The organism is Clostridium sp. DMHC 10 (assembly GCF_001270375.1).
Classification (GTDB): domain Bacteria; phylum Bacillota; class Clostridia; order Clostridiales; family Clostridiaceae; genus Clostridium_S; species Clostridium_S guangxiense.
On sequence record NZ_LGVB01000015.1, the window covers coordinates 698,036 to 723,811 of the forward strand.

Annotated in this window: 24 protein-coding genes and 5 pseudogenes; 23 read left to right on the plus strand and 6 right to left on the minus strand. The window is 31.5% G+C overall.

Going from position 1 to position 25,776, the window contains the following annotated elements; all coding sequences use genetic code 11:
• Positions 1 to 52: 52 nt before the first annotated feature.
• From iolG to AGR56_RS05230, 4 genes are all read left to right on the plus strand, one after another.
• The gene (iolG, locus tag AGR56_RS05220; RefSeq protein WP_053241394.1) at positions 53 to 1,069 is read left to right on the plus strand and encodes an inositol 2-dehydrogenase; all 1,017 of its coding nucleotides are present in this window, start codon (positions 53 to 55) and stop codon (positions 1,067 to 1,069) included.
• Positions 1,070 to 1,094: 25 nt separating this feature from the next.
• The gene (iolE, locus tag AGR56_RS05225) at positions 1,095 to 1,991 is read left to right on the plus strand and encodes a myo-inosose-2 dehydratase (RefSeq protein WP_053241395.1); all 897 of its coding nucleotides are present in this window, start codon (positions 1,095 to 1,097) and stop codon (positions 1,989 to 1,991) included.
• 217 nt (positions 1,992 to 2,208) lie between these two features.
• Complete coding sequence (locus AGR56_RS22605; RefSeq protein ID WP_278279577.1) at positions 2,209 to 2,433, plus strand: MFS transporter; 225 nt, start codon at positions 2,209 to 2,211, stop codon at positions 2,431 to 2,433.
• A 40-nt stretch (positions 2,434 to 2,473) separates the two neighbouring features.
• On the plus strand, positions 2,474 to 3,622 hold the full coding sequence (locus AGR56_RS05230) for a sugar porter family MFS transporter (RefSeq protein WP_278279679.1): 1,149 nt from the start codon (positions 2,474 to 2,476) through the stop codon (positions 3,620 to 3,622).
• 95 nt (positions 3,623 to 3,717) lie between these two features.
• On the opposite strand, the gene AGR56_RS05235 is transcribed toward AGR56_RS05230, so the two are convergent.
• A complete protein-coding gene (locus tag AGR56_RS05235) occupies positions 3,718 to 4,035 on the minus strand; it encodes a hypothetical protein (protein ID WP_053241396.1) in 318 nt (105 codons plus the stop codon).
• A gap of 170 nt (positions 4,036 to 4,205) precedes the next feature.
• On the opposite strand from AGR56_RS05235, the pseudogene AGR56_RS05240 reads away from it, so the two are divergent.
• From AGR56_RS05240 to AGR56_RS05300, 13 genes and pseudogenes are all read left to right on the plus strand, one after another.
• Positions 4,206 to 6,204: pseudogene (locus AGR56_RS05240) on the plus strand (fructose-1,6-bisphosphatase).
• Positions 6,205 to 6,345: 141 nt separating this feature from the next.
• Complete coding sequence (locus AGR56_RS05245) at positions 6,346 to 8,409, plus strand: cell division protein FtsA (RefSeq protein WP_053241397.1); 2,064 nt, start codon at positions 6,346 to 6,348, stop codon at positions 8,407 to 8,409.
• A gap of 36 nt (positions 8,410 to 8,445) precedes the next feature.
• Positions 8,446 to 9,633, plus strand: a pseudogene (locus tag AGR56_RS05250) (M20 family metallopeptidase).
• Between the two features lie 22 nt (positions 9,634 to 9,655).
• Positions 9,656 to 10,308: pseudogene (locus tag AGR56_RS05255) on the plus strand (RluA family pseudouridine synthase); the annotation flags it as partial.
• Positions 10,309 to 11,009: 701 nt separating this feature from the next.
• Positions 11,010 to 11,222: a hypothetical protein gene (locus tag AGR56_RS05260; protein WP_053241398.1), complete on the plus strand. Its 213-nt coding sequence runs from the start codon at positions 11,010 to 11,012 to the stop codon at positions 11,220 to 11,222.
• Positions 11,223 to 11,577: 355 nt separating this feature from the next.
• Positions 11,578 to 11,763 (plus strand): hypothetical protein, encoded by a 186-nt coding sequence (locus tag AGR56_RS05265; protein ID WP_053241399.1) that lies wholly within the window; start codon positions 11,578 to 11,580, stop codon positions 11,761 to 11,763.
• A gap of 32 nt (positions 11,764 to 11,795) precedes the next feature.
• A complete protein-coding gene (locus AGR56_RS05270; RefSeq protein ID WP_053241400.1) occupies positions 11,796 to 12,032 on the plus strand; it encodes a hypothetical protein in 237 nt (78 codons plus the stop codon).
• A 1-nt stretch (position 12,033) separates the two neighbouring features.
• Positions 12,034 to 12,489: a hypothetical protein gene (locus AGR56_RS05275; RefSeq protein WP_053241401.1), complete on the plus strand. Its 456-nt coding sequence runs from the start codon at positions 12,034 to 12,036 to the stop codon at positions 12,487 to 12,489.
• Between the two features lie 41 nt (positions 12,490 to 12,530).
• Entirely contained in the window at positions 12,531 to 12,785 is a 255-nt protein-coding gene (locus AGR56_RS05280) for a hypothetical protein (protein WP_053241402.1), read from the plus strand.
• Positions 12,746 to 13,144, plus strand: a complete 399-nt coding sequence (locus AGR56_RS05285; RefSeq protein WP_157055670.1) for a hypothetical protein — start codon at positions 12,746 to 12,748, stop codon at positions 13,142 to 13,144. The genes AGR56_RS05280 and AGR56_RS05285 overlap by 40 nt, the downstream gene beginning before the upstream one ends.
• A gap of 210 nt (positions 13,145 to 13,354) precedes the next feature.
• Positions 13,355 to 13,990 (plus strand): hypothetical protein, encoded by a 636-nt coding sequence (locus AGR56_RS05290; RefSeq protein WP_157055671.1) that lies wholly within the window; start codon positions 13,355 to 13,357, stop codon positions 13,988 to 13,990.
• Between the two features lie 210 nt (positions 13,991 to 14,200).
• On the plus strand, positions 14,201 to 14,926 hold the full coding sequence (locus AGR56_RS05295; protein WP_053241405.1) for a hypothetical protein: 726 nt from the start codon (positions 14,201 to 14,203) through the stop codon (positions 14,924 to 14,926).
• Positions 14,927 to 15,061: 135 nt separating this feature from the next.
• Positions 15,062 to 15,385, plus strand: a pseudogene (locus tag AGR56_RS05300) (phosphoenolpyruvate synthase); the annotation flags it as partial.
• A gap of 45 nt (positions 15,386 to 15,430) precedes the next feature.
• Here the strand turns inward: AGR56_RS05300 and AGR56_RS05305 are convergent.
• Positions 15,431 to 16,069 (minus strand): annotated as a pseudogene (locus AGR56_RS05305) (LysR family transcriptional regulator); the annotation flags it as partial.
• Between AGR56_RS05305 and AGR56_RS05310 the strand changes: the two are divergent.
• Complete coding sequence (locus AGR56_RS05310) at positions 16,068 to 16,982, plus strand: MFS transporter (protein WP_242851538.1); 915 nt, start codon at positions 16,068 to 16,070, stop codon at positions 16,980 to 16,982. The pseudogene AGR56_RS05305 and the gene AGR56_RS05310 sit on opposite strands and share 2 nt — an antisense overlap.
• An 80-nt stretch (positions 16,983 to 17,062) precedes the next feature.
• On the opposite strand, the gene AGR56_RS21405 is transcribed toward AGR56_RS05310, so the two are convergent.
• Positions 17,063 to 17,512, minus strand: a complete 450-nt coding sequence (locus tag AGR56_RS21405; protein ID WP_242851322.1) for an alpha/beta hydrolase — start codon at positions 17,510 to 17,512, stop codon at positions 17,063 to 17,065.
• A complete protein-coding gene (locus AGR56_RS05315) occupies positions 17,452 to 18,231 on the minus strand; it encodes an epoxide hydrolase family protein (protein ID WP_242851323.1) in 780 nt (259 codons plus the stop codon). Before AGR56_RS05315 ends, AGR56_RS21405 begins: the two co-directional genes overlap by 61 nt.
• A gap of 151 nt (positions 18,232 to 18,382) precedes the next feature.
• Here AGR56_RS05315 and AGR56_RS05320 point away from each other — a divergent pair, with 151 nt between their 5' ends.
• From AGR56_RS05320 to AGR56_RS05330, 3 genes are all read left to right on the plus strand, one after another.
• Positions 18,383 to 19,237, plus strand: coding sequence for an AraC family transcriptional regulator (locus AGR56_RS05320; protein ID WP_053241407.1), 855 nt, complete (start codon positions 18,383 to 18,385; stop codon positions 19,235 to 19,237).
• Between the two features lie 259 nt (positions 19,238 to 19,496).
• Complete coding sequence (locus AGR56_RS05325; RefSeq protein ID WP_053241408.1) at positions 19,497 to 19,730, plus strand: hypothetical protein; 234 nt, start codon at positions 19,497 to 19,499, stop codon at positions 19,728 to 19,730.
• 294 nt (positions 19,731 to 20,024) lie between these two features.
• On the plus strand, positions 20,025 to 21,497 hold the full coding sequence (locus tag AGR56_RS05330; RefSeq protein WP_053241409.1) for an amino acid permease: 1,473 nt from the start codon (positions 20,025 to 20,027) through the stop codon (positions 21,495 to 21,497).
• Between the two features lie 262 nt (positions 21,498 to 21,759).
• On the opposite strand, the gene AGR56_RS05335 is transcribed toward AGR56_RS05330, so the two are convergent.
• Positions 21,760 to 21,975, minus strand: coding sequence for a DUF896 domain-containing protein (locus AGR56_RS05335; RefSeq protein ID WP_053241410.1), 216 nt, complete (start codon positions 21,973 to 21,975; stop codon positions 21,760 to 21,762).
• Positions 21,976 to 22,178: 203 nt separating this feature from the next.
• Here AGR56_RS05335 and AGR56_RS05340 point away from each other — a divergent pair, with 203 nt between their 5' ends.
• Both AGR56_RS05340 and AGR56_RS05345 read left to right on the plus strand, forming a co-directional pair.
• On the plus strand, positions 22,179 to 22,757 hold the full coding sequence (locus tag AGR56_RS05340; protein ID WP_053241411.1) for a DJ-1/PfpI family protein: 579 nt from the start codon (positions 22,179 to 22,181) through the stop codon (positions 22,755 to 22,757).
• A gap of 583 nt (positions 22,758 to 23,340) precedes the next feature.
• On the plus strand, positions 23,341 to 24,819 hold the full coding sequence (locus AGR56_RS05345) for an Lsa family ABC-F type ribosomal protection protein (RefSeq protein WP_053241412.1): 1,479 nt from the start codon (positions 23,341 to 23,343) through the stop codon (positions 24,817 to 24,819).
• A 79-nt stretch (positions 24,820 to 24,898) separates the two neighbouring features.
• Here AGR56_RS05345 and srtB read toward each other — a convergent pair whose 3' ends face one another.
• On the minus strand, positions 24,899 to 25,771 hold the full coding sequence (gene srtB, locus AGR56_RS05350; RefSeq protein ID WP_053241413.1) for a class B sortase: 873 nt from the start codon (positions 25,769 to 25,771) through the stop codon (positions 24,899 to 24,901).
• Between the last annotated feature and the right edge of the window lie 5 nt (positions 25,772 to 25,776).

Below are 25,776 nucleotides of genomic sequence, written 5' to 3' on the forward strand. Positions count from 1 at the left end.
TAAAACACTAAATAAATTTAAAATAACTATAAATTTTAAGGAGATGTATTATATGTTAAAGGTTGGAATTATTGGTGCAGGAAGAATAGGAAAGGTACATGGAGAAAGTATAACAAAGTATGTAAAGGAAGCACAAATCAAAGCAATAGCTGATCCATTTTTAAATGAAGCTCAAAAAGAGTGGGCTAAGGAAAAAGGAATACCATATGCATACACTGATTACAAAAAAATATTAGAAGATCCTGAAATTGATGCTGTTTTAATTTGTTCTTCAACAGATACTCACTCAAAAATTTCAATAGAAGCTATAAGAGCTCATAAGCATGTTTTCTGTGAAAAACCAATAGATCACGATGTGTCTAAAATAAAAGAGGTTATAGATGAACTTAAGAAGAATCCTGGAGTTAAATATCAGGTTGGATTTAACAGAAGATATGATCATAATTTTAAAGCTGTTAAACAAGCTGTTGCTGAGGGAAAAATAGGCCAGCCTCAAATACTTAAAATAACTTCAAGAGATCCAGAACCACCATCAATTAGTTATATAAAAGTATCTGGTGGAATATTTCTTGATATGACAATACACGATTTTGATATGGTTAGATACCTTATGGACAGTGAAGTTGTTGAAGTTTATGCCGCAGGAAATGTTTTGGTTGATAACGCCATAGGAGAAGCTGGAGATATAGATACAGCTATAATAACTTTAAAACTTGCAAGTGGAGCAATGGCAGTTATTGATAACTCAAGAAAGTCAGCTTATGGATATGATCAAAGGGCAGAAGTATTCGGATCAAAAGGTCAAGTTGCTATATCAAATGATTCGGATTCCTCAGCAGTCATATCAACAGAAGATGGAGTTAAAGGTGAAAAACCAATGTTTTTCTTCCTTCAAAGATATATGCAAGCTTATGCAGAAGAAATAAGAGAGTTTATTGATGCTATAGTAAATGACAAAGACACTCCAGTAAATGCAGATGATGGCTTGAAGCCTGTACTTATAGGCCTTGCAGCTAGGAAATCTCTAGAAGAGAATAGACCTGTTAAAATATCAGAGATAGAATATTAAACCTAAAGGTAGGAGGAATTATAAGATGTTTAATCAAGATAAAGTAAAAATAGGAATTTGCCCAATAGGTTGGACAAATGATGACATGCCTGATTTAGGAAAAGAAAATACTTTTGAACAGGCCGTAAGTGAAATGGCTCTTGCAGGATTTAAAGGTACAGAAATAGGAAATAAATATCCTAAAGATGTAAAGGTTTTAAAAAGAGCTCTTGACTTAAGAGGATTACAAATAGCAAGTGCTTGGTTCAGTTCATTTTTAACAACTAAAGCTTTTGAAGAAACCAAAAAAGCTTTTATTGAACATAGGGATTTCTTACATGCCATGGGGGCGAAGGTAATAGTTGTATCGGAGCAAGGACACAGTATACAAGGACAAATGGATGTTCCTATATTTGAAGGAAAATACCATATGAATGAAAAAGAATGGAAAATGCTTGCAAATGGACTTAATGAACTTGGAAAACTTGCAAAAGAAAAAAATATGAAGATAGTTTACCATCATCACATGGGAACAGTAGTTCAAACTACTGAAGAAATAGACAAACTTATGGATATGACAGATGATAACCTTGTTTATTTATTATTTGATACAGGACATTTAGTATATTCAGGAGAAGATCCTGTAGCTATAGTAAAGAAATATGCAAAAAGAATAAAACATGTACATTTAAAAGATGTAAGACCAGAAATGAAGGAAAAAGTGAAAAAGGAAAGTTTAAGTTTTCTTAGAGGGGTTAGATTGGGGGCATTTACAGTGCCTGGAGATGGATGCATAGATTTTGAACCAATATTTAAGGTTCTTGCTGATAGTGACTATGAAGGATGGATGTTAGTTGAAGCAGAGCAGGATCCAGCCATAGCAAATCCGCTTGAATATGCAATTAAAGGTAGAGGGTATATTCGTAAAACAGCTAAATTGTAAAGAAAAGATCTGTGCAATAAAGCATCCTTTTTATAACGGTTTCGCGTATAAAATAAAAAGGATGCTTAGAATGAATGAGAAAAAGTTATTTAAAACAATTCTCATACACTAAAAAGATATACTATATGGATTAAAAAATCAATAGTTAAAGTGACGAAATATTTTAGAAAATAGGGTTTTAAGTCAAAGTATGTGTAAATAAATGGGAGGAACCAAAATGGAACAGGATAGAGGTAAGAAAAAATTCTTAAGAAAGATATCAATATTAGCAACTTTTGGATCACTTTTATTTGGATATGATAGTGGAGTAATTAATGGTGCACTTAGTTTTATATCTAGAAAGGATCAACTTAATCTTACACCTTTAACTGAAGGATTTGTTACGAGTTCTTTATTGCTTGGAGCAGCTTTGGGAGCTGTAATTATGGGACGTTTTTTCTGATAAATATGGAAGAAAAAAAATTCTAAAATTACTTGCAGCGATTTTCTTTCTCTCAACTTTAGGATGTGCTTTATCTCCTACTGCAGCAGTTATTATTGTATGTAGATTTATAGTTGGATTAGGAGTAGGTGGAGTATCAGTAGTTGTACCAACATTGCTTGCAGAAATGGCACCTACTGAAATAAGAGGAAGTCTTGTCTCACAAGATCAACTTATGATTGTTACAGGACAGCTCTTAGCATATGTTTTTAATGGTGTTTTGGGTAATGTTTCTCAAAATCCTGGTATTTGGCGTTATATGATAGCGTTGTCATCAATTCCTGCAGTAGTTTTGTGGTTTGGTATGTTAGTAGTTCCTGAGACTCCAAGATGGTTAGCAGCAAATGGAAGAATTGCTGAGGCTCTAGAGGTTTTGAAGGAAGTACGCAGCGAAGCAGCAGCAGAAGCGGAAATTAAAGAAATTCAGAAAAACATTGAATCAGAAAAGCATTTGGATCGTGCTACTTTTAAGGATTTAGGAACTCCATGGATACGTCGTATTGTAGTGATTGGATGCGTAATTGCAATTATTCAGCAGTTTGCAGGAGTAAATGTAATGATGTATTATGGTACAACTCTTTTAGAAAAGTCAGGTTTTGGAACTAAAACAGCTTTGATTGCTAATATAGGTAATGGAGTTATGTCTGTTATATCATCATGGTTTTATATGCACGTAATGGCAAACAGGTGCAATAGAAGAACTGTACTAATATTTGGATATTGTGGAACCACTGTAATTTGGCTTATTATATCTATAGTTTCGCATGTGTTTGCAGGTGCAGCTGTACTACCTTATATGATAATTACTTTGACTATGATGTTCCTTGCTGTTGATCAAGCTACTATAGGACCATTAACATGGCTTTTGTTATCTGAGATTTTCCCGCTCAGAGTAAGAGGAATTGGTTTTGGTGTTGCAACTTTCTTTAACTGGATAGGTAATTTTTCGGTAGGTTTGACTTTTCCTGTATTAATAGCAGCTTTTGGACTTTCTAAGACATTTATAATATTTATAGCACTTGGACTTGTATGTATAGGATGTGTAGCTAAATTTGTACCTGAAACTAGAGGAAAGTCATTAGAAGAAATGGAACTATACTTTAGAAATTATGATAAAAAGCTTAATAACATAAATGTTGCAAAGGACTAAAAGAGTTTTAGAATTATTAAATAGAGAATGAAAGTTTAAAAGCTTTCATTCTCTATTTAATATTGGAGTTTAACGACAATTATGTTTCTTTAATATTATTCAACAATACCTTTAAACTTCTTAAATATATTGTTAAATATGTTAGTTTTGTCTGTATTTTCAGAATTATTTGAATATATTTCAGATATAATTAAGTTTATAAGTTTTTCATCTTTTGCTTTTAATTTTTTTTCTTGGCTATCTAAAAGTACTTGTAGCTTGTCAACTTTATTGTTAATTTCAATGTTAGACTTTATTAACTTTTCGTTCGTTTCTATTATTTTAGAATAAAGATCTGATGAATTTAATTTATTACCTTCTTCTAAGTGTTTTTTTACATCGCTTGAATCTTCTATATCTTCTTTATAAATCATTTTCTACCCCCTATAAATCTTCAATATAATATCCATATTTTACCATAAGATAAACTACCTGTAAAGGTAACTAAAGATAATTTAGTATTTTGTGTGGTATATATTAATCAGCTTGTATTATAATGAATATAAGTATTTAGTGACTAGTTTCATATATGGAGGATGAATGTATGCAGCTTAAAAATGATGTGCAAAATGAAGGTATTGATAAATGTATAAAATATCTAAAGCTTCTTTCAAAGCAATATCCAACAATTAACGAGGCGGCAACTGAGATAATAAATCTTAAGGCTATATTAAATTTGCCAAAAGGAACCGAACATTTTCTTTCTGATGTTCATGGAGAATATGAACAATTTGTACATGTACTTAAAAATGCTTCAGGAGTAATTAGAAGAAAAATTGATGATATTTTTGGAAATAGACTAATGCAGAAAGATAAAAAAAGTTTAGCTACTTTAATTTATTATCCAGAACAAAAGTTAGATATAGTATTAAGACAGCAAAAAAATATAGATGATTGGTATAGAATTACACTCTATAGACTTATCGAGGTTTGTAGAAATGTTTCTTCTAAATATACTCGTTCAAAGGTCAGAAAAGCTCTTCCAAAAGAATTTTCATATATAATAGAAGAACTTTTACATGAACAGCAGCAGGGAGTAGATAAGCAGGAGTATTATGATGAAATAATAAATACAATCATAGACATAGATAGGGCAAGAGACTTTATAATCGCCATATCAAAACTTATTCAGAGATTAGTAATAGATAGGCTTCATATTATAGGAGACATATTTGACAGAGGTCCAGGTGCAGATATAATTATGGACAAACTTGAAGAATATCATTCAGTGGATATTCAGTGGGGAAATCACGATATTGTATGGATGGGTGCGGCAGCAGGTTCACTTGTATGCATAGCAAATGTAATTAGAAACTCTGCAAGATATGCTAATTTATCTACAATAGAAGATGGTTATGGAATTAATCTTTTACCTCTTGCTACTTTTGCAGTTGAATTTTATGGCGATGATTCATGCGAGAATTTTTTGCCCAAAATTGAGACAGAAAAAAAATTATACCGTAAAGGAAATGCAATTAATTGCAAAGATGCATAAAGCTATTGCAATAATACAATTTAAGCTTGAAGGAGAAGTTATTAAAAGACACCAAGAATTTAAAATGGACCATAGACTGCTTTTGAATAATATAGATTTTAAAAATGGGACTATAAAGCTTTATGGAAAGGAATATAAGCTTAATGATAATAAATTTCCAACTATAGATACAGAAAATCCTTATAAACTTTTAGAGGAAGAAGTTGAATTAATTGAAAAATTAAGGTCATCTTTCGTAAATAGTGAAAAGTTAAATAGACATGTTCGTTTTTTGTTTTCTCATGGGAGTTTATATTTAAAATTTAATTCAAATTTACTTTATCATGGATGTATACCTTTAAATGAGGATGGAAGTTTTAGAAAAGTTATTATAGGGGATAAAAAATATAGTGGAAAAGCTCTATTAGATAAGCTCGATATGCTGGCTAGAGAAGGCTTTTTTTACGAAACAAACTCAAAAGAAAAACAAGTTGCTGTTGATATGATTTGGTATCTATGGACAGGACCTTTTTCACCACTTTTTGGAAAAGAAAAAATGACTACCTTTGAAAGGTATTTTATTGATGACACCAAAACACATTATGAGAAAAAGGACCCATATTATTTTTATAGAGATAATGCTGAAATATGCAATAAAATTTTATATGAATTTGATCTTGATCCTAATGAATCACATATAATTAATGGACATGTACCTGTAAAGAAAAAGGATGGAGAAAATCCTATAAAAGCAGGAGGCAAGCTCATAGTAATAGATGGTGGATTTTCTAAAGCTTATCATAGTAAAACGGGAATTGCAGGATATACTCTAATATATAACTCTTTTGGACTTCAACTTGTGTCCCATGAGCTTTTTGAGTCCACAGAAAAGGCGATTGCAGAAGAAAAGGATATATTATCGTCTACAGTTATATTTGAAAAGGCAGTAAAAAGAAAAAGAGTTGGAGACACTGACATAGGAGCTGAACTTAAAAGACAACTGCATGAGCTTAAGCTTTTACTTTTAGCTTATAAAAAAGGATTAATAAAGGAAGTTATAAAAAAATAGGGCGAAGCAACAGTATTTTTGAACTACAAAAGTTGAATTAATTATTGATGCAGCAGTTTCCAAAATCAAGTTCAAATTTTCATTTATTGAATATTTCAATTTAGTATTATATAATTTTAATATACTTATGAAGGATGGGATATGGAACTTATGAATATTAATTTAGAAGATTTAGTCTTTTCACTTGATATTGGAACAAGAACAGTTATTGGAACTGTTGGAATTGTAAAAGACAAAAAGTTTCACGTAATAGCTGAAAAGTATACAGAACATGAAGAAAGAGCCATGGTAGATGGTCAAATTCATGATATAGGTCTTGTAGCTAAAGCTGTAAATAAAATTAAGACTGAAATAGAGGATGAAATTGGTCTTACACTTAAAAATGTGGCTATTGCAGCTGCAGGAAGGTTTCTTAGAACTGCTGAAGTTAAATCTGAAATTGAAATAGATCAAGATAAAGAAATAGATAATGATTTAATAAGAAGTATTGAGTTAACAGCTGTAAAAAAAGCAGAAGAAGAAGTAAATAAAGATACGGAAGGAAAGCTTTATTGTGTCGGATATAGTGTAAAGAGCTATTATTTAAATGGATATGCTATGTCTAATTTACTATCACATAAAGGGCATAGTGCTTCAGCTGAGGTTATAGCTACATTTTTACCCAGATCTGTAGTTGATAGTCTATATACCGTAATTAGAAAAGTGGGTTTAAATGTAAGCAATTTAACACTTGAGCCTATTGCAGCAATGGAAGCGGCAGTTCCTAAAAATTTGAGGCTTTTAAATATAGCACTTGTTGATATAGGCGCTGGAACTTCAGATATAGCTATAAGTTCAAAGGACACCATAAGTGCCTATGGAATGGTGCCTATAGCAGGAGATGAAGTTACAGAGGTTATAGCACAAAATTATCTTGTGGACTTTAATACTGCTGAAGCAATAAAAAGAAAATGCACTGTAGATAGTGAAATAAAGTATACAGATGTACTTGGAATTGAGGCATCAGTAAAAACTGAAGAAGTTATAAAAGCAATAAAGCCTACAGTTGAAAAGCTTGCAGAAGAAGTGGCAAAGAGAATAATAGAGCTTAATGGGGGGAAAGCTCCTAATGCACTGTTTCTTGTTGGTGGGGGAGCTCATACGCCTCTTGTAAAAGAATTAATAGCAGAAAAATTAGGGCTTCAAGTTCAAAGAGTTGCTATAAAGGGAAGAGATGCAGTAACAGATTGCATATGTACAGATAACTCACTTGAAAGTACTGGGGTTACAGTACTTGGTATAGCACTTGTAGCTATAAGAAGGTTAGGTAATGATTTTATAGATGTTATGCTTAATGACAGCATAGTAAGCTTATTTAATTCAAGAGTTCATAGTGTTATGGATGTTGTTGTGCAATCTGGAATAAATCCTAGACTTTTAATAGGCAAAAACGGGAAAAATATAAGGTTTACATTAAATGGTGATAAAAGAGTGGCATTTGGCACAGTGGCTAAAAATGCTGAAATAAAGGTAAATGGTATTATTTCAAATATAGATTCAGAGATAAAAGAAAATGATAAAATAGAAATTAAATATGCAAAGGATGGTACTGATGCACATCCTTTAATAAGAAATTACATAAGTAAGCTTTGCAGTGTTGGATTTTATGTTGATGATAACATTGTAAATTTTGATCCTATTTTTTTAATAAATGGAGAAAAAGCTTTTTTGGATAGTGAAATACATGAAGGTGATGAAGTAGAAACTATATATCCATCAACGTTACTTCACTACATAAAATATTTTGATAAGGATTTAAATAAAGAGTACTATTTAAATAACAAAAGATTAAATGATGATTATGTTATAAGCGAGGATGACAGAATATATACATATAAAGAAAATACCCCTAATGATGAAATTTATGTTGAAGTACCAAAATTTGGAGTGCCCAAGGAAGATATAAAATTAGAGGAAAAAGAAGAAGTTAAAGTTGACGAAGAAAAGAAAGTAGAAATTTCAAATAATGAAATAGTAGTCGTTATAAATGACACTCCTGTAAAATTAACAGGAAAAGATAAATTTAAATTTGTAGATATATTTGATTTCTTTAATTTTGATTTAACAATACCTAAAGGAAGTCTTGTTTTAAAACTTAATGGAAATAATGTTGGATTCTTTGATGAACTGCATGATAAAGATATTATTGAAGTTAGATGGAAATGACTATTAAAACAAAGCCTAAAAGAAAGAAGGAACAAAATGGATTATTTAAATGAAGCAAAAAAAATTGAAAAAGAGCTTATTGGTATTAGAAGGGACTTTCACCAAAATCCTGAACTTGGATTTGAACTTCAAAGAACCAGTAGTAAGGTGAAAGAGTTTTTACAAAAGGAAGGCATAGAATATAAAGAAACAGCGAAAACAGGAATATGCGCAATTATAAAAGGAAAGAATACAGGTAAGACAGTAGCTCTTAGAGGTGATATGGATGCACTTCCACTAAAGGATAAAAAATTATGTGAGTACTCTTCAAAAGTTGATGGTAAAATGCATGCTTGTGGACATGATGCACATACTACTATACTTATGGGAGCAGCTAAACTTTTAAATAGCATGAAAGATGAACTTTGTGGAAATGTAAAGTTATTCTTCGAGCCAGCAGAAGAAACTACGGGTGGAGCACAAATTATGATTTCAGAGGGAGCACTTGAAAATCCAAGGGTAGATGCGGTTTTAGGGCTTCATGTTTCAGAAACTATAGATTGCGGAAAAATAGGCATAAAAAAAAGGTGTAGTAAATGCAGCGTCTAATCCATTTCAAATATTAATAAAAGGAAAGGGAACTCATGGAGCACATCCCAATTTAGGCGTTGACCCAATTACCATTGCTTGTAATGTGGTGAACGTAATTCAGACTATAGTTAGTAGAGAAATTTCACCTACAAATCCTTCTGTAATAACAATTGGATATATTCATGGAGGAACTGCTGGAAACATAGTGCCAGATGAGGTTAAAATAGGTGGTATAATAAGGACAATGAAAAGCGAAGACAGGGAATTTGTTAAAAAGAGGCTTGTAGAAGTTGTTAAAGGGGTTGCAAATTCTATGAGAGCTGAAGCAGAAGTAAATATAGAAGAGAGTTACCCATGTCTTTATAATGATGACAGTATGTATAGTTTTATGAAGGAAGAAGCAGAAGAACTCCTTGGCAAGGAAAACGTAATAGAGCTTGAAGAGCCTAGCCTTGGCGTAGAAAGTTTTGCATATTTTTCTATGGAGAGACCATCAGTATTTTATTATCTTGGAATTAAAAATGAAAAAAAAAAGGTATAATAAACCCGGCTCATGGAAATTTATTTGATATTGATGAAAATTGTCTTCATATAGGGGCAGCACTTCAATGTAAAGCAGCTTTTGAAGCATTAAAAAAACTTTCACAAAAATAATATAATATTCACAGGAGGAAAGATGGAAATAACAATAGGACCAAACGAAGCAGGGCAGAGGGCAGATAAATTTATAAGAAAGTGGCTTAATGATGTTCCATTAAGCGCTATATATAAAGCCTTTAGAAAAGGCGATATAAGGGTAAATGGAAGCAAGTGTAAGGACAAATATATACTTGTAGAAGGTGATGTGCTGCTAGTAAAATATGTAAGCTCATCACCTGAAAAGAAAAAATTTAAGAGAATAGATAACAATTTTAAAGTAGTTTATGAAGACGAAAATATGCTCTTAGTTGAAAAATGGCCTGGAGTGCTCGTACATTCAAATAAGCCAAATGGAGCACCTACTTTAACGGATTATGCGCTTTCATATTTATATGATAAAGGGGACTATAGACCTGAGGAAGAAGTTACTTTTATTCCAGCACCTTGCAATAGGCTTGACATGAATACTTCTGGTATAGTGGTTTATGGTAAAAATTTTGAGTCACTTAAAATTTTAAATGAAATGATAAGGGACAAAAAATAGAAAAATATTATTTGTCTCTCGTAAAGGGTAAAATAAAAGATGGAATTTATGAAGGATATATACATAAAAATGAGGATTCAAACATAATCTGTAGTATTTGATGAAGAAAGAGAAGGCACTAAAAAATTCCAATGAAGATAAAAACATAAGAAAGCTGTGGATCATTTTCTTTTATTTGAAATTGAAACTTTTAACATGGAAGGAAATACTCAAGTATTGGATATATAACTCCTCAACAATGTGAGGAGCTATCAAGAAAAATTGCATAAAAAGTTCGACTTTTTGTGTCTAAAATATTGACATCGATCCACGCTATCGCTCAGACAGATTGAAATATCTAAGCATTTTACAATTTTTGAACCAAGATTTATTAGAATTTTTTTAAATCGTTCCTTCAGTATTGTTACTTCACTCCCACAGTAGTGCAAGGAAAAAATTCCTCCGTTCCTACGGAATTTTTGCGTGAATCTTTATATTCCATTATTTAAACGATTTATTATTACTTTTATTGTAAAATCTCGTTAACAGTGCATTTTTCGTAGAGAAACGGAGAAAAATATTCCTTGTTTTCCGGGCATAGTGAAGTAATGTTGATTTGGGATGATTTAAATAAAGCTTTATAAATCTTAGATGATAAATCGTAAAAGTCTTAGAGAATTTAATCTGTTTGAACGATAGTGAGTTATTAAATTCTCTTAGAATTTTAGGATTTATCATCTTAGATTTATTAGCTTTATTTAATATCCCAAATTAATATTACTTCACAAATTCCAATTTGTCGATGTGATGTTGATATTATGTCCTATTGGTAAATTAGAATTAATATTAAAATTACCAATATTTCATTATGAAAAATAGATTTAATATATTTTTTATTAATAATAAAAAGTTAGATAAAAATTTTGCTGTGGTTACATACTATTTCAAAAATGCAGCTATTCCAGTTTCAGCACATACTTTGCTTCCAAAGGCAATAACAAAAACACTGACAAATACAATGAAAATTCAATATGATTTTACTTGTGATTATGTGTATCCATTAGATATGCCTGCCCATTAAGCATATAAGATATCTTAAATTAAGGATATCTTTTTTATTTTTTGAAAGAAATAAAAAGAAATAAGATGTAAGCTTTGGAGGATAAGAGCTGCAAGGATTGTTTGTAGATTGAAAATCAGGTTTGTGCTTACTGCAGAGTAAGTACGGATACAGAAGAACAGTTTAAAATTTATGAAACTTATATAAATAAATTAAAAAATAGATTAAAACACATTGAAGCTTATGGAATATAATAGTAATATTAACATGGAAATTACAAACTGATTAGTAAAGTTATGAGATGTGACACTGTTGGGGGCAAGTGAACTAGAATATTCAGCAAGTATAATAAGTGAATGTTCATGCAATATAAAAAATGGGAAAAGCAGTAAATGATATAATAAATGAAAAGAATGAAGTAGGTTCACTTATAAAGGTTGATGAAGATATAAAGAAAGTAAATGTAAGCAGTGATGAAGAAAAAATAGAAACTGATTCAAAGAAAGTAAGTGCACCTAAGAGTGAACAGCTTAAAGGCTGCAAAAGACAGTGGAGCGAATGAAGAAATAAATACAAAGGGTGATGAGGCTAAAGGTGAAGATGGAAGTTCAAAAGTTGCTTGTGGATTCTGTAAGAAGAGAGATAGGTTTACCAACAGCAGCCACGTTAATGTGTAAAACAGTACCGCAAAGTGACATATATAAATATTTATATAATCAATATGACGGAGATATTATTAAGATTATAGATGGTAATACAGGCAAAGTAGTACAACAGTATATTTATGATATGGATACAGATACGAAGTGGGTTATGATAGGAGGAAATTAAAATGATATATGCTATTTATAAAAATAAAGTATATTTGGCTAATGTTAGAGAGTCAAAAATTAGACTAAAAACAAGAATTAATGAATTAGTTGATTTAGCAGGTAATGTTCATAAGGATATATTTATAAAAGAAGTTGATATAAATAATGTGGAAATCATATATGAAGTAGATTACAGAGTTTTATATAAAGGAAATGAATACAAGTGTTTAAAAGTTGCCAAGGAAACCTTAGATATAAACTATATAACCATATATACTAGTGATTCTGATATTGCTGCCAAGTATGAATTTATAAAAAAAGAGCAGTTTATTTTTGATAAAGATGTATCCTTAGATGAAATAGATGCATTAATTGAAATTAAAAAACCTATATTAAAATTCAATTGCTTAAAAGAGCAAAGAACAAAGATAGAGCAAAAAGATATTAAAGACTATCTTTCAAAGATTATTGAATAGTAACTGCAAAATAATATCATAATTGGATTCTGATGAGATATATGTCACATGATACAGAAGCTTTAGTCACAAGAAGTTATGGTGGAACAACCATAGAGGATGTAAAAACAGCTCAAAATGTTCTAGGACTTAATGAAAATAATACATTTTTAAATAAAGAGCCATATTTAGGCACTTCCAACCCAGAAGAGTCTATTAATAAAATAAATTCTATTATTGACATACAAAATAAACGGAACAAGCTTGGAGAAAGTAGATGCAGCAGATATTGTTTTATGGAAAGATGTATGATCTAATAAGCAAACATAAAGAATATATTATTGGAGATAAGAGAATTATTTGGTTTTGGGATGAAGATAATCATAGTGTAAAAGAATTAAAAGTAAATAACTTATGTATATGTGATTCAAACTATAAAGAGCTATGGAACATGAGGCAGATTTTAATCTGTGACGATTCTTGTGTTTGTGTGAATTTATTAGATTATTCGAAAAGTAGAAAAATGAAGAAAGTTATATATCATGATTTAGAATGTAGACTAAATACATATAACAGACAAAAGTTTTTGACATTAGAGAATGATAAAGATTGGGAGAAATCTTGCAAACTTGGCTTTTCAGAGCCTCATTATGGGCTATGGGGATTAGTGTACTGACTTTTACGGATTATAAAAAGGACAAGGATATTGTTGTGAGAGACATGAATACAAGGCCTTATGCGGCTTTGTGAAAAATAAAGAAGTTTTTTCTGAATATGATTGTGATGAAAAGCTGATATATATGAAGGAGTAAAATATGGGATTATTTGACAGATTAAAAAACGTGGATTAGAAAAGAAAAATATTAAATATGCTTCTAATATTAGTTTGGGGCAGCTTGGCTTTATGGAGCAGCTTGACCGCAGCGTAGTAGTGATAAGTGATGGTGAAAATATCGAAATAGATAAAGCTGTGCATATGTGTATTTCACAGGAAGCCTTAAATCAGATTTTACAGGAGTTTAAACAGGCGAAGCAGAAGGACTATCAGTGCATTCAGATGCCTCTTGGAATGGCAGTAGATAATGTGATTCAGCAGCCTTTCTTTGATGCTTTGATAATTCGTGGTCTTACACCACAGGCGCTTATTATTACTAAAGAAGATTTAATTCCAATAAAGGATTTAATTGATTCCTTTTGCATTATGTATGCAGCAGCTAGAAATAGGATTAGTAATGAAAAGGCATTTGAACTTATGAAGGACAAGGTGGTATACATTCTTGGAACATTGCCTGTTATTGGGATGAAGGATAGAGAAAAATTTGGCTTTGATATCATTAAGCGAAAGGCAGAAAATGGCGAAGAATATGAGTCTGTTAAGTGCTTTCTGACGAGGGAAAGTGCAAATAATTATAATGGGTCCAAAAGCGAAATTACTCCAGTAGCAGTTAATGAAATTAAACATTTCTTTGGTTCTATTATTATTGAGCCACATAGAAATTATTGGGTTGAGTTCAGAAAATAGATGCACGAACGTGGTAAGTTTTATGATACAAGAAAAGCAATACTTATGAAAAAAATACGAGATTTGTTATTGTGATTCACTTTTACTTTTGATATACAAATCAAAGAATTTAAAGCAAAGGCGAAATTTCTAATCATAAATAAAAAATATAGCAAGCTTCTTTATTATTCCATAAGATATTCTGAAGGCTAATAATAAAAAGGAGTTATCATGTATAATTGTTGTTTCAGGGAAGATATGATATATCCTAGAGTTGTTTCTTATGGGCGTGGAGATGTAAATGGCGATAAAGTACCTGATAATGTATATTTAACTGCTGTAAAGACACAAGACAGTCCTTTTGAACAAAATGTTACTCTTGTAATTCAAGATGGAGTTACAGGAAGGTTTACAAGTATACCGCTTAAAGAAAATGCAGGCTACGACCCCAAGCTGTTTTTGGCTGATTTTACAGGTGATAAGGTGAAGGATATTAAAATAAGCATTTTTTCTGGCGGCAGCAGTGGGTATACCTTTCACTATATTTATTCATTTGCAAACAATATACCAAAGCTAATCTTTGACTTTGAAGTATATAATCAGGAATATAAATATGATATAACTTTTAAAAATAACTACAAAGTTGAAGCTTTCAGTAGGAAAAATAAAGAAAGATATATTATAGATATATCTGCTAGGGATCCAGATTATTTGAATGAAACATATGATGCAAATGGAGTGTTAAAGCAGTCAATAAGCGGTTTTGTAGATCCAATAAGCAGCCTTTATCCTGTGGATTATGATTTAGATGGAGTATATGATTTAATGGCTTATCAAAAAATAGCTGGAAGATCTAATGTTGATGGTTTAGGCTATTTTTTGAATGTTTTAAAATGGAAGGATAATAGATTTGATTTATATGACCAGAATGTAGCTATTTTTGGAGTTCAAGCATAGGAATTTCTTTAGCTAGCTGATAAATTACGTATATCTAATAATATTGCTGCTCTTAGAAATAAATATTTATTAAGAAATACAAAACGTTAGTCTAAATTTTGCAATGAAGAGGAGTGTCAAGTAAACTTTTAGAGTGAATATCCAAAATACGGGATGGTTAGCCGCTACTTTGTTTATAAGCAAGCTCTGATGAAAGAAGCCGAGCAACTCGTGAAAGTAGGTGCTATTCATGAAAAAGAAGATATTTACTATCTCACTTTTGAAGAACTTCGGAAAGTTGTATGCACAAAAAAGTTTGATTACCACATCATAAGTAAACGAAAAAATGAGTACAAATTATATGAAAAACTAGCTCCTCCACGTGTTATTACCTCTGATGGTGAAATTATTACAGGTGAGTATAAACGAGAAAATCTACCGGCTGGAGCCCTTGTAGGGCTATCTGTTTCTTCGGGAGTTACAGAAATTTGGAAATTTTGATATGAAGACATCTAGCTGGTTGAAAACACCTTTAATAATAGAATTTAAATCGTTAAATTCCATATATCGAATATTAGAAATTCCTTTTGATTTAAGCCAGGCTTCAAGCTGAATTCTATTAGGACATCCTATGGTGTTCATTAAAAAGGGCTTGCAGTATATACTTTCTATATCCCTATATTTTGGATGATAAATTAATACTAAGTTCTCTTCAAATACAAGTTCTTTTTCAATGTTATCATCATTAATAGAGAGTGTTTTAACAAAAGCACCATCTAATTGGAAGTGGTTTATTTTATAAATAAGTTCTTCAGATTGATTCGTTATAAGTGATAAATCCACTTTTGGATAGGATTTATGGTATTTGGCTAAAAGTTCTGGAAGACGAATTGATGATATGGTATTGCTTGCACCAATTGTCAATGTTCCAGATGGCTCACAAGAATCTTTTATTGCTTTGTCAGCTTCATCTAATAAATAAATTATTTTTTCAGCATAAGCGAGCAGCCTTTCACCAGTAGGAGTTAAAATCATACCATGTTGTCTATAGAACAATTGAGTATTTAAATCAGATTCTAATTGCTGAATTCTTGCAGTGACGTTAGATTGAACATAGCCTAAAACTTGGGCTGCCTTAGCACTAGCAACTGCAACTCCTACTATAGTAAAGACCTTTCCTGATAGTCAGCTTGGGTTAGCTTTGGGTATTAATGCTACCTCATGGGTTATTGGTGCAATAATAGGACCTGTAGTTGGCGGCATTTTAATTACTCAGTTTGGATGGCGTTCAATATTTTTTGTAACAGTACCATTTGTTTTTATTTGTATAATTGGAGCAGTTTTATTATGTGTTACATTTATAATTACAGAATTACATGTGGAAAATCCATTATTTAATTTGAATTTGCTCTCATACAGAAAGTATTCTATTGGACTTGGAATTACTTTATGTTACTGCATTGCATATTTCTCATTACCTTTATTGTTAAGTGTATATCTGCAAAGTGCACTACATTTAAGTCCTACTATGTCGGGCGTATTAATGATTTCACTATCTGTACCACAACTTATACTTGGCCCTTTTGCAGGTAAAGTTGTAGATTATATGGGATCTGTTAAAACTCTTTCCTTGGGAATCATATTTTTAATTATAGGCATATTTATGCTTGGAAATCTTGGATCACAACTATCTATCCCCACAATAGTTACACCATTAATATTGTTATCAATAGCCAATAGTTTAGCTTGGCCATCACTGTCAAAAACTGTATTATCGGCAGTTCCTAAAGAGCAAAGTGGTTCGGCATCAGGCATGCAGTATACAATTATGAATGTTGGTAAAGCACTGAGCCAGACCTTTGCAATATTAACTATAGAGGTTAGTATACCTGCGGATGCAGTTTCTAAAGCAATAATAGGAATAGGAAATTTAAATAGCATAAATATAAGTGGTAATTTAGTTAGTTCTATTGATTCTAGCTTTAGATTTTTTACTGTTTTCTTTGTAGTTGCGTTAATGCTAAGTTTAATTCTGTTGTATTCAAAAGATAAAATATTAACAAGCCTCGAGAAGTAAAATAAAAATTGTGGATTTCAAAGGTTATGCTTCATTTTCACTAATGAAATCCACAAATATATTAATTTATCAAGATGAGGTTAAATATTGCTTTTTATTTTAGTTCTATAGGGTCTGAAGAATGTACGGATTTCTTCTGCTAGAAGCTCAGGTTCTTCCATGGCAGTAAAATGTCCACCCCTAGGCATTGTAGTAAAGCGCTTTATATTTAGATTATGTTCAGCCCATTCTTTGGGAGGTAACAATATATCAGCAGGGAAAAGAGCCATACCTGTGGGCACTTCTATATGCCCCATTGGTGGCAAAGAATGCATGTTTTCATAATATATACGCGCTGATGATCCTATTGTATTTGTAACCCAATAAATCATTATATTAGTAAGTAATTCATCCTTGCTAAATTTTTGCTGCAGTTCACCATTACAATCGCTCCATGCACGAAACTTTTCAATAATCCAAGCAGCCAAACCTACTGGTGAGTCTGAAAGTCCGTATGCAAGAGTTTGGGGTTTTGAGGATTGAATAGACATATAACCTCCTTCATTGGACGTCCATTCCATGGCACTTTTTTTTTGTAGTGTAATTCGTTTTCTGAAAGTTTTGTATTGTCCTGTGAAGTCATGAGATCTCTGATGATACCGATGTCTGTTAGGTGGATTCCAATTAAAAGTTCTGGGTGTTTTAGCGCCAGATATCTTGTAACACCGGAACCAACATCCCCGCCCGCGGCAGCAAATTTATTATAGCCAAGTTTTTCAGTCATTAGTTTTGCCCAAAGTTCAGAAATGCGGTAGTTGTTGACGCCACTATATTTAGGTCTGCTGGAAAATCCAAATCCGGGCAATGAAGGAACAATTACATCAAAAGAATCTTCAGGCTTGCCTCCGTGATTAGCGGGATCAGTAAGAAGAGGAATAATCTTTTGGTAGCGTATGTAACTGTCAGGCCATCCATGAGTAAGTATAATCGGTATAGGATTAGGCCCCTTACCTCGCTCGTGTATGAAGTGAATATCTATTCCGTCAACATTACAGCGAAATTGAGAAAAACGGTTTAACTCTTTTTCTTGTGAGCGCCAATCAAATTGTTCCCGCCAATAGGAAATGAGAGACTTTAAATAGTTTATTTCAGTGCCTCTTTCCCAACCTAAGCCTTCTAATTGATCAGGCCAGCGAACATGCTCCAGCTTGTATTTTAAATCATCAAGTATTTCATCAGAAACTTTAATATGGAAGCGTTCAATTGACATAATGATTCTCCTTTCATATAAGTTATAGAAAAATATATCTCAATAGTTGAAGCGGTATATCTATATTAATAATAGTTTAGCATTAATAAATTATGATACAATATTATAAATGAAGCTTTTAACTATACTATTTGTTAATGGAGGACTTTTTATGCCGCAAATGGATCGTTACAAGAATAGAAATGTATATATTGAATTTGTTGCAAATGAAGGTTTTGTAAATTTGCCTTATAAGGAACGTTTTACTATAACCTTTATTACAAGTGGGGGTATGAATTTACGATTGAATGACCAGCCAAGAAAGGTTGTGGCTCCAAGTATTCTTTGTTTATCTATGGAGGATAAGCTGCAAGTTTTTGAAGAACACAATGTATCTGCACAATCATTTTCTTTTCACCCTGATTTTTTTAATACTGCTCATTTTTCTGAAGCACAGGGGTATCTGTCAACTAGCCTAAAAATAGAAATGGGTCTTTCACTTTTTAAAAAAAATAATATTCATACTGGTGTGTATGCTGTAAATGAGAAAGTTTATCCAAAATTATATGAGTGGTTCTTTGTTATGGGAACAGAAGTATATGCACAGAGTGATTCACTTTGGGTGTGTAGAATAAAAAAGTATCTAATACAAATATTAGGATTACTTGAAGAGCTAAGCATTCATAATGGAGAATCACCTGTTAATTTAGTTTTAGAATATATGCATACAAATTATTCTGATAAAATAAGCTTAGAAGATTTAACAAGATGTGCTCACTTGAATCGCGTGTCACTAAATAGATTGTTCCAAGATTTATATGGATGTACAGCAATGGGATACTTATTGTCATATCGTTTAAAAGTTGCAGAGAGTCTTCTCACACATACAGGTATGAGATTAAATGAAATTGCATATGCTGTTGGCTTTGAATATGATACATATTTTATTAAACAATTTACTGCTAAAAGAGGTATGACTCCAACTGAATTTCGAAATAGTTCACGAGAGTTTGGAAAGTGCCAATAATAAAATTTTGGCTCATTTGAAACTTATGCATCTAGATTTGTTGTTAAGTTATGGTTACCTAATATTAGAACAACAATTTGGAATGCAGCATTTTTATTAGAATTCATTGTCTTGTATATCTTGATGGATCACCACATGAAGGGGCATTCTGGAGCAGAGATGTTTTGGAGGTAATAAATAAATTTATTGTTAAAAGTCTGTAAGACTTGCTTTATTTCATGATATAATGTAATTGAATAAAATCAAAGGAGTCTAAAAAATGAACCAAGAACAGGAAAAATTTTTAAATTTCATTTTAGAAAGAGTACAAGACGATAAAGTAGAAGAAGCAAAAGTATTGCTTATAGATAATTTTAGAAAGCAAGCAGAAGGTGCTTTTGCAAAGGAGGATATTTCACAATTTGCTCTTAAAATAGTTTCTTTGTTAAGACCTGAAAATGTAGAGGAAGTTCAATCAATAATGAAACAATTTGCTCAAAATACTGGAAAATAATACATAACAGACTTGCAATTTATTGCTGGTCTGTTTTTTAATACAAAGTAATTTCTATTTCATTAAAAAATTGAAGTATACTTAAATTTTTTAAAAGCTGTTGAAGCAGAAAGTGAAATTTTGCATTATTTATGTTATAATATTTTAGCATCTTATTACTGTGATACTTTAGCGAACTAATGCAACAACGTTATGCCAGCATATAGAATGTAAAAATTGAGAAAAGATAATCTTAGCGTAGCAGCTAAAAAATTGATTTTTTAATATACTTAAGCAGAAGAGGTGGCAATTTTAATGATGGCGGATTTAGATAAAAAACAAAAGAGCGAATTACAAAGAAATTTACAAACACGACATATGAATATGATTGCTATAGGAGGTTCCATTGGAACAGGGCTATTTTTTACTAGTGGCAACACAATTAGTACAGCAGGTCCGGGCGGAGCAATTGCAGCGTACGCTATTATGGGAGTGCTTGTATATTTTTTAATGACGTCCCTTGGAGAGATGGCAACGATGATACCAAACTCTGGGTCATTTGAAACTTATGCATCAAAATTTGTTGATCCAGCATTAGGCTTTGCGCTGGGTTGGAATTATTGGTTTAACTGGGCAATTACTGTTGCAGCAGAGTTAGTTGCAGCGGGACTTGTTATTAAGTTCTGGCTACCTAATACTGGGACAACCATTTGGAGTATAGCCTTCTTAGTTATTTTATTTGGTTTGAATTTATTATCTGCTAAGGCATATGGCGAAGGAGAATATTGGTTTGCAAGCATAAAGGTTGTAACAATTATTGTGTTTCTTGTTATTGGTACACTTATGATATTTGGAATCATGGGAGGACATTCTGTAGGATTTAGCAATTGGGTGCTTAAAGATGGAAAAGGAAATTCAGCACCATTTGTAGGCGGCGGAATGGCTATACTTATGAGCTTCTTAACAGCAGGATTTTCTTTTGCAGGTACAGAAGTAGTTGGTTTAGCTGCTGGTGAATCTGAAAATCCAGAAGAGGACGTGCCAAAAGCAATAAATTCGGTTTTTTGGAGAATACTTATCTTTTATATAGGTGCGATTATTGTTATCGGTTTTATCATTCCTTTTACAGATTCTAATTTACTTAAAAATGGTGTGTCAGAGGTAGCGTACAGCCCATTTACTATTGTATTCAAAAGATCTGGTATTGCTGCAGCGGCTTCAATAATGAATGCAGTTATATTAACGTCTGTTCTTTCCTGTGGAAACTCGGGGCTTTATGCAGGATCTCGTATGCTATATGCAATGGCTAAACAGGGAAAAGCACCCAAAATGCTTGGGAAGGTAAACAAGAGAGGTGTTCCAATAAATTCGCTTGTTTTTACATCAATTATTGCGTCAACAGCATTTTTTGCATCACTTATAGGCGATGGCAAGATATATGCTATTCTTTACAATTTATCGGGAATAACAACCTTTATAACCTGGCTTGGAATAGCAATTTGTCACTATAGATTTAGAAAAGCTTATGTTGCACAAGGCAGGAAGCTTGAAGATTTAAAGTATAAAGCTTTATGGTATCCATTTGGACCTATACTTGCAGCAATACTTTGTACTGTAGTTCTATTTGGTGCTAACATATGGATATTTCAAGCTAAAACCTTCAGCTTTTTTGATTTTATAACTAACTATGGAAGTATTCCTTTATTTTTATGTTTTTATTTTGTATACAAGAAAGTACATAATACAAAGTTAGTTCCTTTAATGGAATGCGATTTTGAACGGGAGTGAGCTGTTTTGGAGTACATGTAGTAAATTTAATTGGTTACAAAGATTATGCCTAAAATTCCGTAGGTACGGAGGAATTTTTTCCTTGTATTACCGTGAGAGCGAAGTAACAATGCTGAAGGAACAGTTTAAAAAAATCCTAATAAATCTTGGTAAAAAATTGTAAAATACTTAGATATTTCAATCTGTTTGAGCATTTTTTTAGCGAGTTATTGAAATATCTTAGGATTTTACGATTTTTTTACCTTAGATTTATAGGATTTTTTTAATGCGATGAAGCATTGTTACTTCGTAATTTTCTTCTAGTTCCGTCTGGTTCAACAACTACTGTATTATCTAATGTAGCTTTAAGATTTGCTCTAAAGCTTGCAATATATTCTTTCCTTAATTTATCTCTTTCTGCTAATTCCTCCTCTGTAAGGGGACCTTCTTTAGCTTTTTTTGCTAATTCGTTGATACGTTCAAGTTTGCTTTTCTCCATAATATTATTCATCCTCTCTAAGGTTCATTGTACACTAATTTATTATATATGAAGTTCAGATTAAATCAATACTTTAGACATTATGGATTGCAGAAAATAGTGTGATTTAGCAGATGAAATATTATATAATTATTATATTCTTCAATTAATAATTAACAGTAAACTTTTGTAAGATAAAAATAAATTATGCAAGGAGAGTTTCTATGAAAACATTACTTTTTTTAGCAAAAGGCTTTGAAACAATGGAATTTAGCGTTTTTGTGGATGTTATGGGTTGGGCCAGAAATGATTATGGATACGATGTTGACGTTATTACTTGCGGTTTTCAAAAGGAAGTTATGAGTACCTTCAATATTCCTGTGTTAGTTGAAAAAACAATTGATGAAATTGATGTAAATGATTATGACGCATTAGCAATCCCAGGTGGATTTGAAGAATATGGTTTTTATGAAGAAGCCTATGATGAAAAATTCCTAAAGCTTATTCGAGAATTTGATAAACAGGGAAAAATAATTGCAACCATATGTGTAGCTGCACTTCCTGTTGGAAAGAGTGGAGTATTAAATGGAAGGAAAGCTACAACATATCATTTAAAAGATGCGTATCGTCAAAAACAACTTAAAGAATTTGGTGTGAATGTAGTAAATGAACCTATTGTTGTAGACGAAAATATTATTACCTCTTACTGCCCAGAGACTGCACCGGGAGTGGCATTTAAGCTTTTAGAAAAATTGACTTCTACTGAGAAAATGGAAATTGTTAAAAGAGATATGGGATTTTAGATAAGATTATAGAGGAAACGGTTGGAAGATAAAAATTGCAAATGCCAAACTTATACTGGTAAATTTGAATTTGTGGAGTAGAGTAAAGGTGGATGGAGAAACAAATCTGTTGTTTCGTAAAAAATGAAAGAGTACTATTAGTCATTGATTTTTTAAGCGTATAGTGGTACAATGTAAAAAAATGAAATTTGAGGTGAAAAAATGATTAAATTTTCTTGCTAATTTTTAAAGTACATTTTATAGGTAAATAAACGGATTTGTTCTGTTTGTTTTATTGTGCTTATGCAAGAAAGTTATTCTTTTTTTCTCTTAATATATACTTTTATGTTATGCTATAATGATTAGCTTAACTACGTATATCTATGAGCTGTAAGAATAATAAATTCTTTCGGCTCTTATTTTTTATAAATAATGAGAATTAGGAGGATGAATAATATTATGAATAATAAAGATACTATGCTAACACATGATAATCTCCATATAGAGCCGGATACTGCAGGTGACATTCATATGGAGTAATAACAAAGTCGCCTATTGTTCCGACTTTGTTATTGAACTATTAATTACAGAGGAGGACAAAAATATGTCTTTAATAAATGTTGTAAATTTAACCTTTGCTTATGAAGGTAGTTATGATAATATCTTTGAAAATATAAGTTTTCAAATTGATACCGATTGGAAATTAGGTTTTACCGGAAGAAATGGAAGAGGAAAAACTACTTTTCTAAATCTTTTACTTGGAAAATACAAATATAATGGAAATATTTCGGCTGATGTAACTTTTGAATATTTTCCTTATGAGGTGCAGGAACAAGGCAATTTCACCATAGATGTCATAAGAGAAATTAGCCCAAATTCAATGGATTGGGAGATAATGAAAGAATTATCGCTGCTAGATATGGACTATGATGCTTTATATAGAGAGTTTTATACACTATCTAAAGGAGAACAGACTAAAGCACTGCTGGCTGCTATGTTTTTGAAAGAGAACTCCTTCTTACTTATTGATGAGCCTACAAATCATTTGGATGCTGAAGCTAGAAAAAAACTAAGCAATTACTTGAAAAAAAAGAAAGGATTTATTCTGATTTCACATGATAGATTTTTTTTAGACAATTGTGTTGATCATATTTTGGCCATTAATAAAACTAATATTGAAATACAGAAAGGAAACTTTTCTTCCTGGTGGAGTAACAAGGAATTACAGGATGGTTTTGAATTGGCAGAAAATGAAAAATTGAAAAAGGATATTGTAAGGCTTTCCAGTTCGTCAAAACGCACATCTGCATGGTCAGATAGTGTGGAAAGCAGCAAACATGGAACTACTAGTTCTGGAAGTAAATTAGATAAAGGGTATGTTGGACACAAAGCGGCTAAAATGATGAAGCGTGCTAAAAACATAGAAGCTAGACAACAAAACATGATTGAAGAAAAATCAAAGCTTCTTAAAAATATTGAATCTAATGAAAGATTAAAAATAACACCACTTACTTTTTATGATAATAAACTTGTGGAACTTACAGATGTTTCAATTTATTATGATGATAAAATTGTTTGTGAAGGATTAAATTTTACCATAGAGCAAGGTGAAAGAATTGCTATTCAGGGAAAGAATGGTACTGGAAAATCAAGTATATTAAAATTGATTTGCGGAGAAGATATTCCCCATAGTGGAATTGTGAAGAAAAATAATCAGTTAAGCATTTCGTATGTTTCGCAGGATACATCAGATTTATATGGCAGTTTATCTGAGTATGCATATAAACAACGTATAGATGAAAGTTTATTTAAATCGATTCTTAGAAAGCTTGATTTTTCAAGAGAGCAGTTTGAAAAGAATATGAAGGATTTTAGCGGAGGACAGAAGAAAAAAGTATTGATTGCAAAAAGTTTGTGTGAGCAGGCACATTTGTATATTTGGGATGAACCATTGAATTTTATTGATGTCATTTCTCGTATGCAGATTGAGAAATTATTAATTGAGTACAAACCAACAATTTTGTTTGTTGAGCATGATCGTACATTTTGTGAGAAAGTGGCGACAAAAACGATAAAATTGTAAATATAAGAACGGATGAGGCTAATGTTCATTTTCCTCCATTTCACTATATAGTGAAATGGAGGGAAAATTACTTTACATATTAATCATGCATGGATTCTGTGGAAGAAAGGGCATTTTTATTTCTTGTGGCTGGTTCTACATTTGTACTTTCATTAGGGCGAACTCGGCGAGCCATAACAACGAAACGCGCATCATTGAAACTGTAATAACAGGTTGAGAGTGTCAAAAGAGTATCGCCCGGTACAACATCCACTGATGGAACATTGATTAAAGAACGTGCTCTTACTTCTTTAATAAAATTGTTAAAAGCCCTATTAGAAGGAAAATTTGTAACAAGATAATTGAAGATATAACCATTTTTTGGATCTGCATTAGCAACAAATGCAGCAAATACTTTCCATGAATAATGACCATATATTGTGTTGAAGGTTATAAGGGATGAGGCTTTATAGAAATCAGTTTGCTGATAGTTGACTATAGAAGTAAGCATCTGGCCGTCCTTCATATTGTGCCCATATATTATTAGATTTTGAGATTGTGCATTAACATTATCTCTATAATCAAGAAAAATACAGCCATAGTAATCGTCAGCCTTATTGAAATTATTGTGAAGATAATAGTCATTATTCGTGGATTGTACAACAGGATAGTTGATCACTGTTTGAGGAATTGAAATCCAGCCTTTAATATCAGAATTAGTATCATATAATTTATAAAATTCAGGTAACATTCCCAAAGGATAGTGGTTTGTTTTATTAGAGGAAGAATGGTGCTTATATTTTTGCACAAGCTTTTTATTTAAATTCATATTATGCAATTTGCTAATATAATGTACTGAAATACCAATGATCGAAATAACAAAAAGCATTGAGGCTGCAATGCTAATGTAGATAACTTTATTATTAAGTTTACTTGATTTTGTAATTATAAAGTTCCATAACTTCTTAAACATAATAA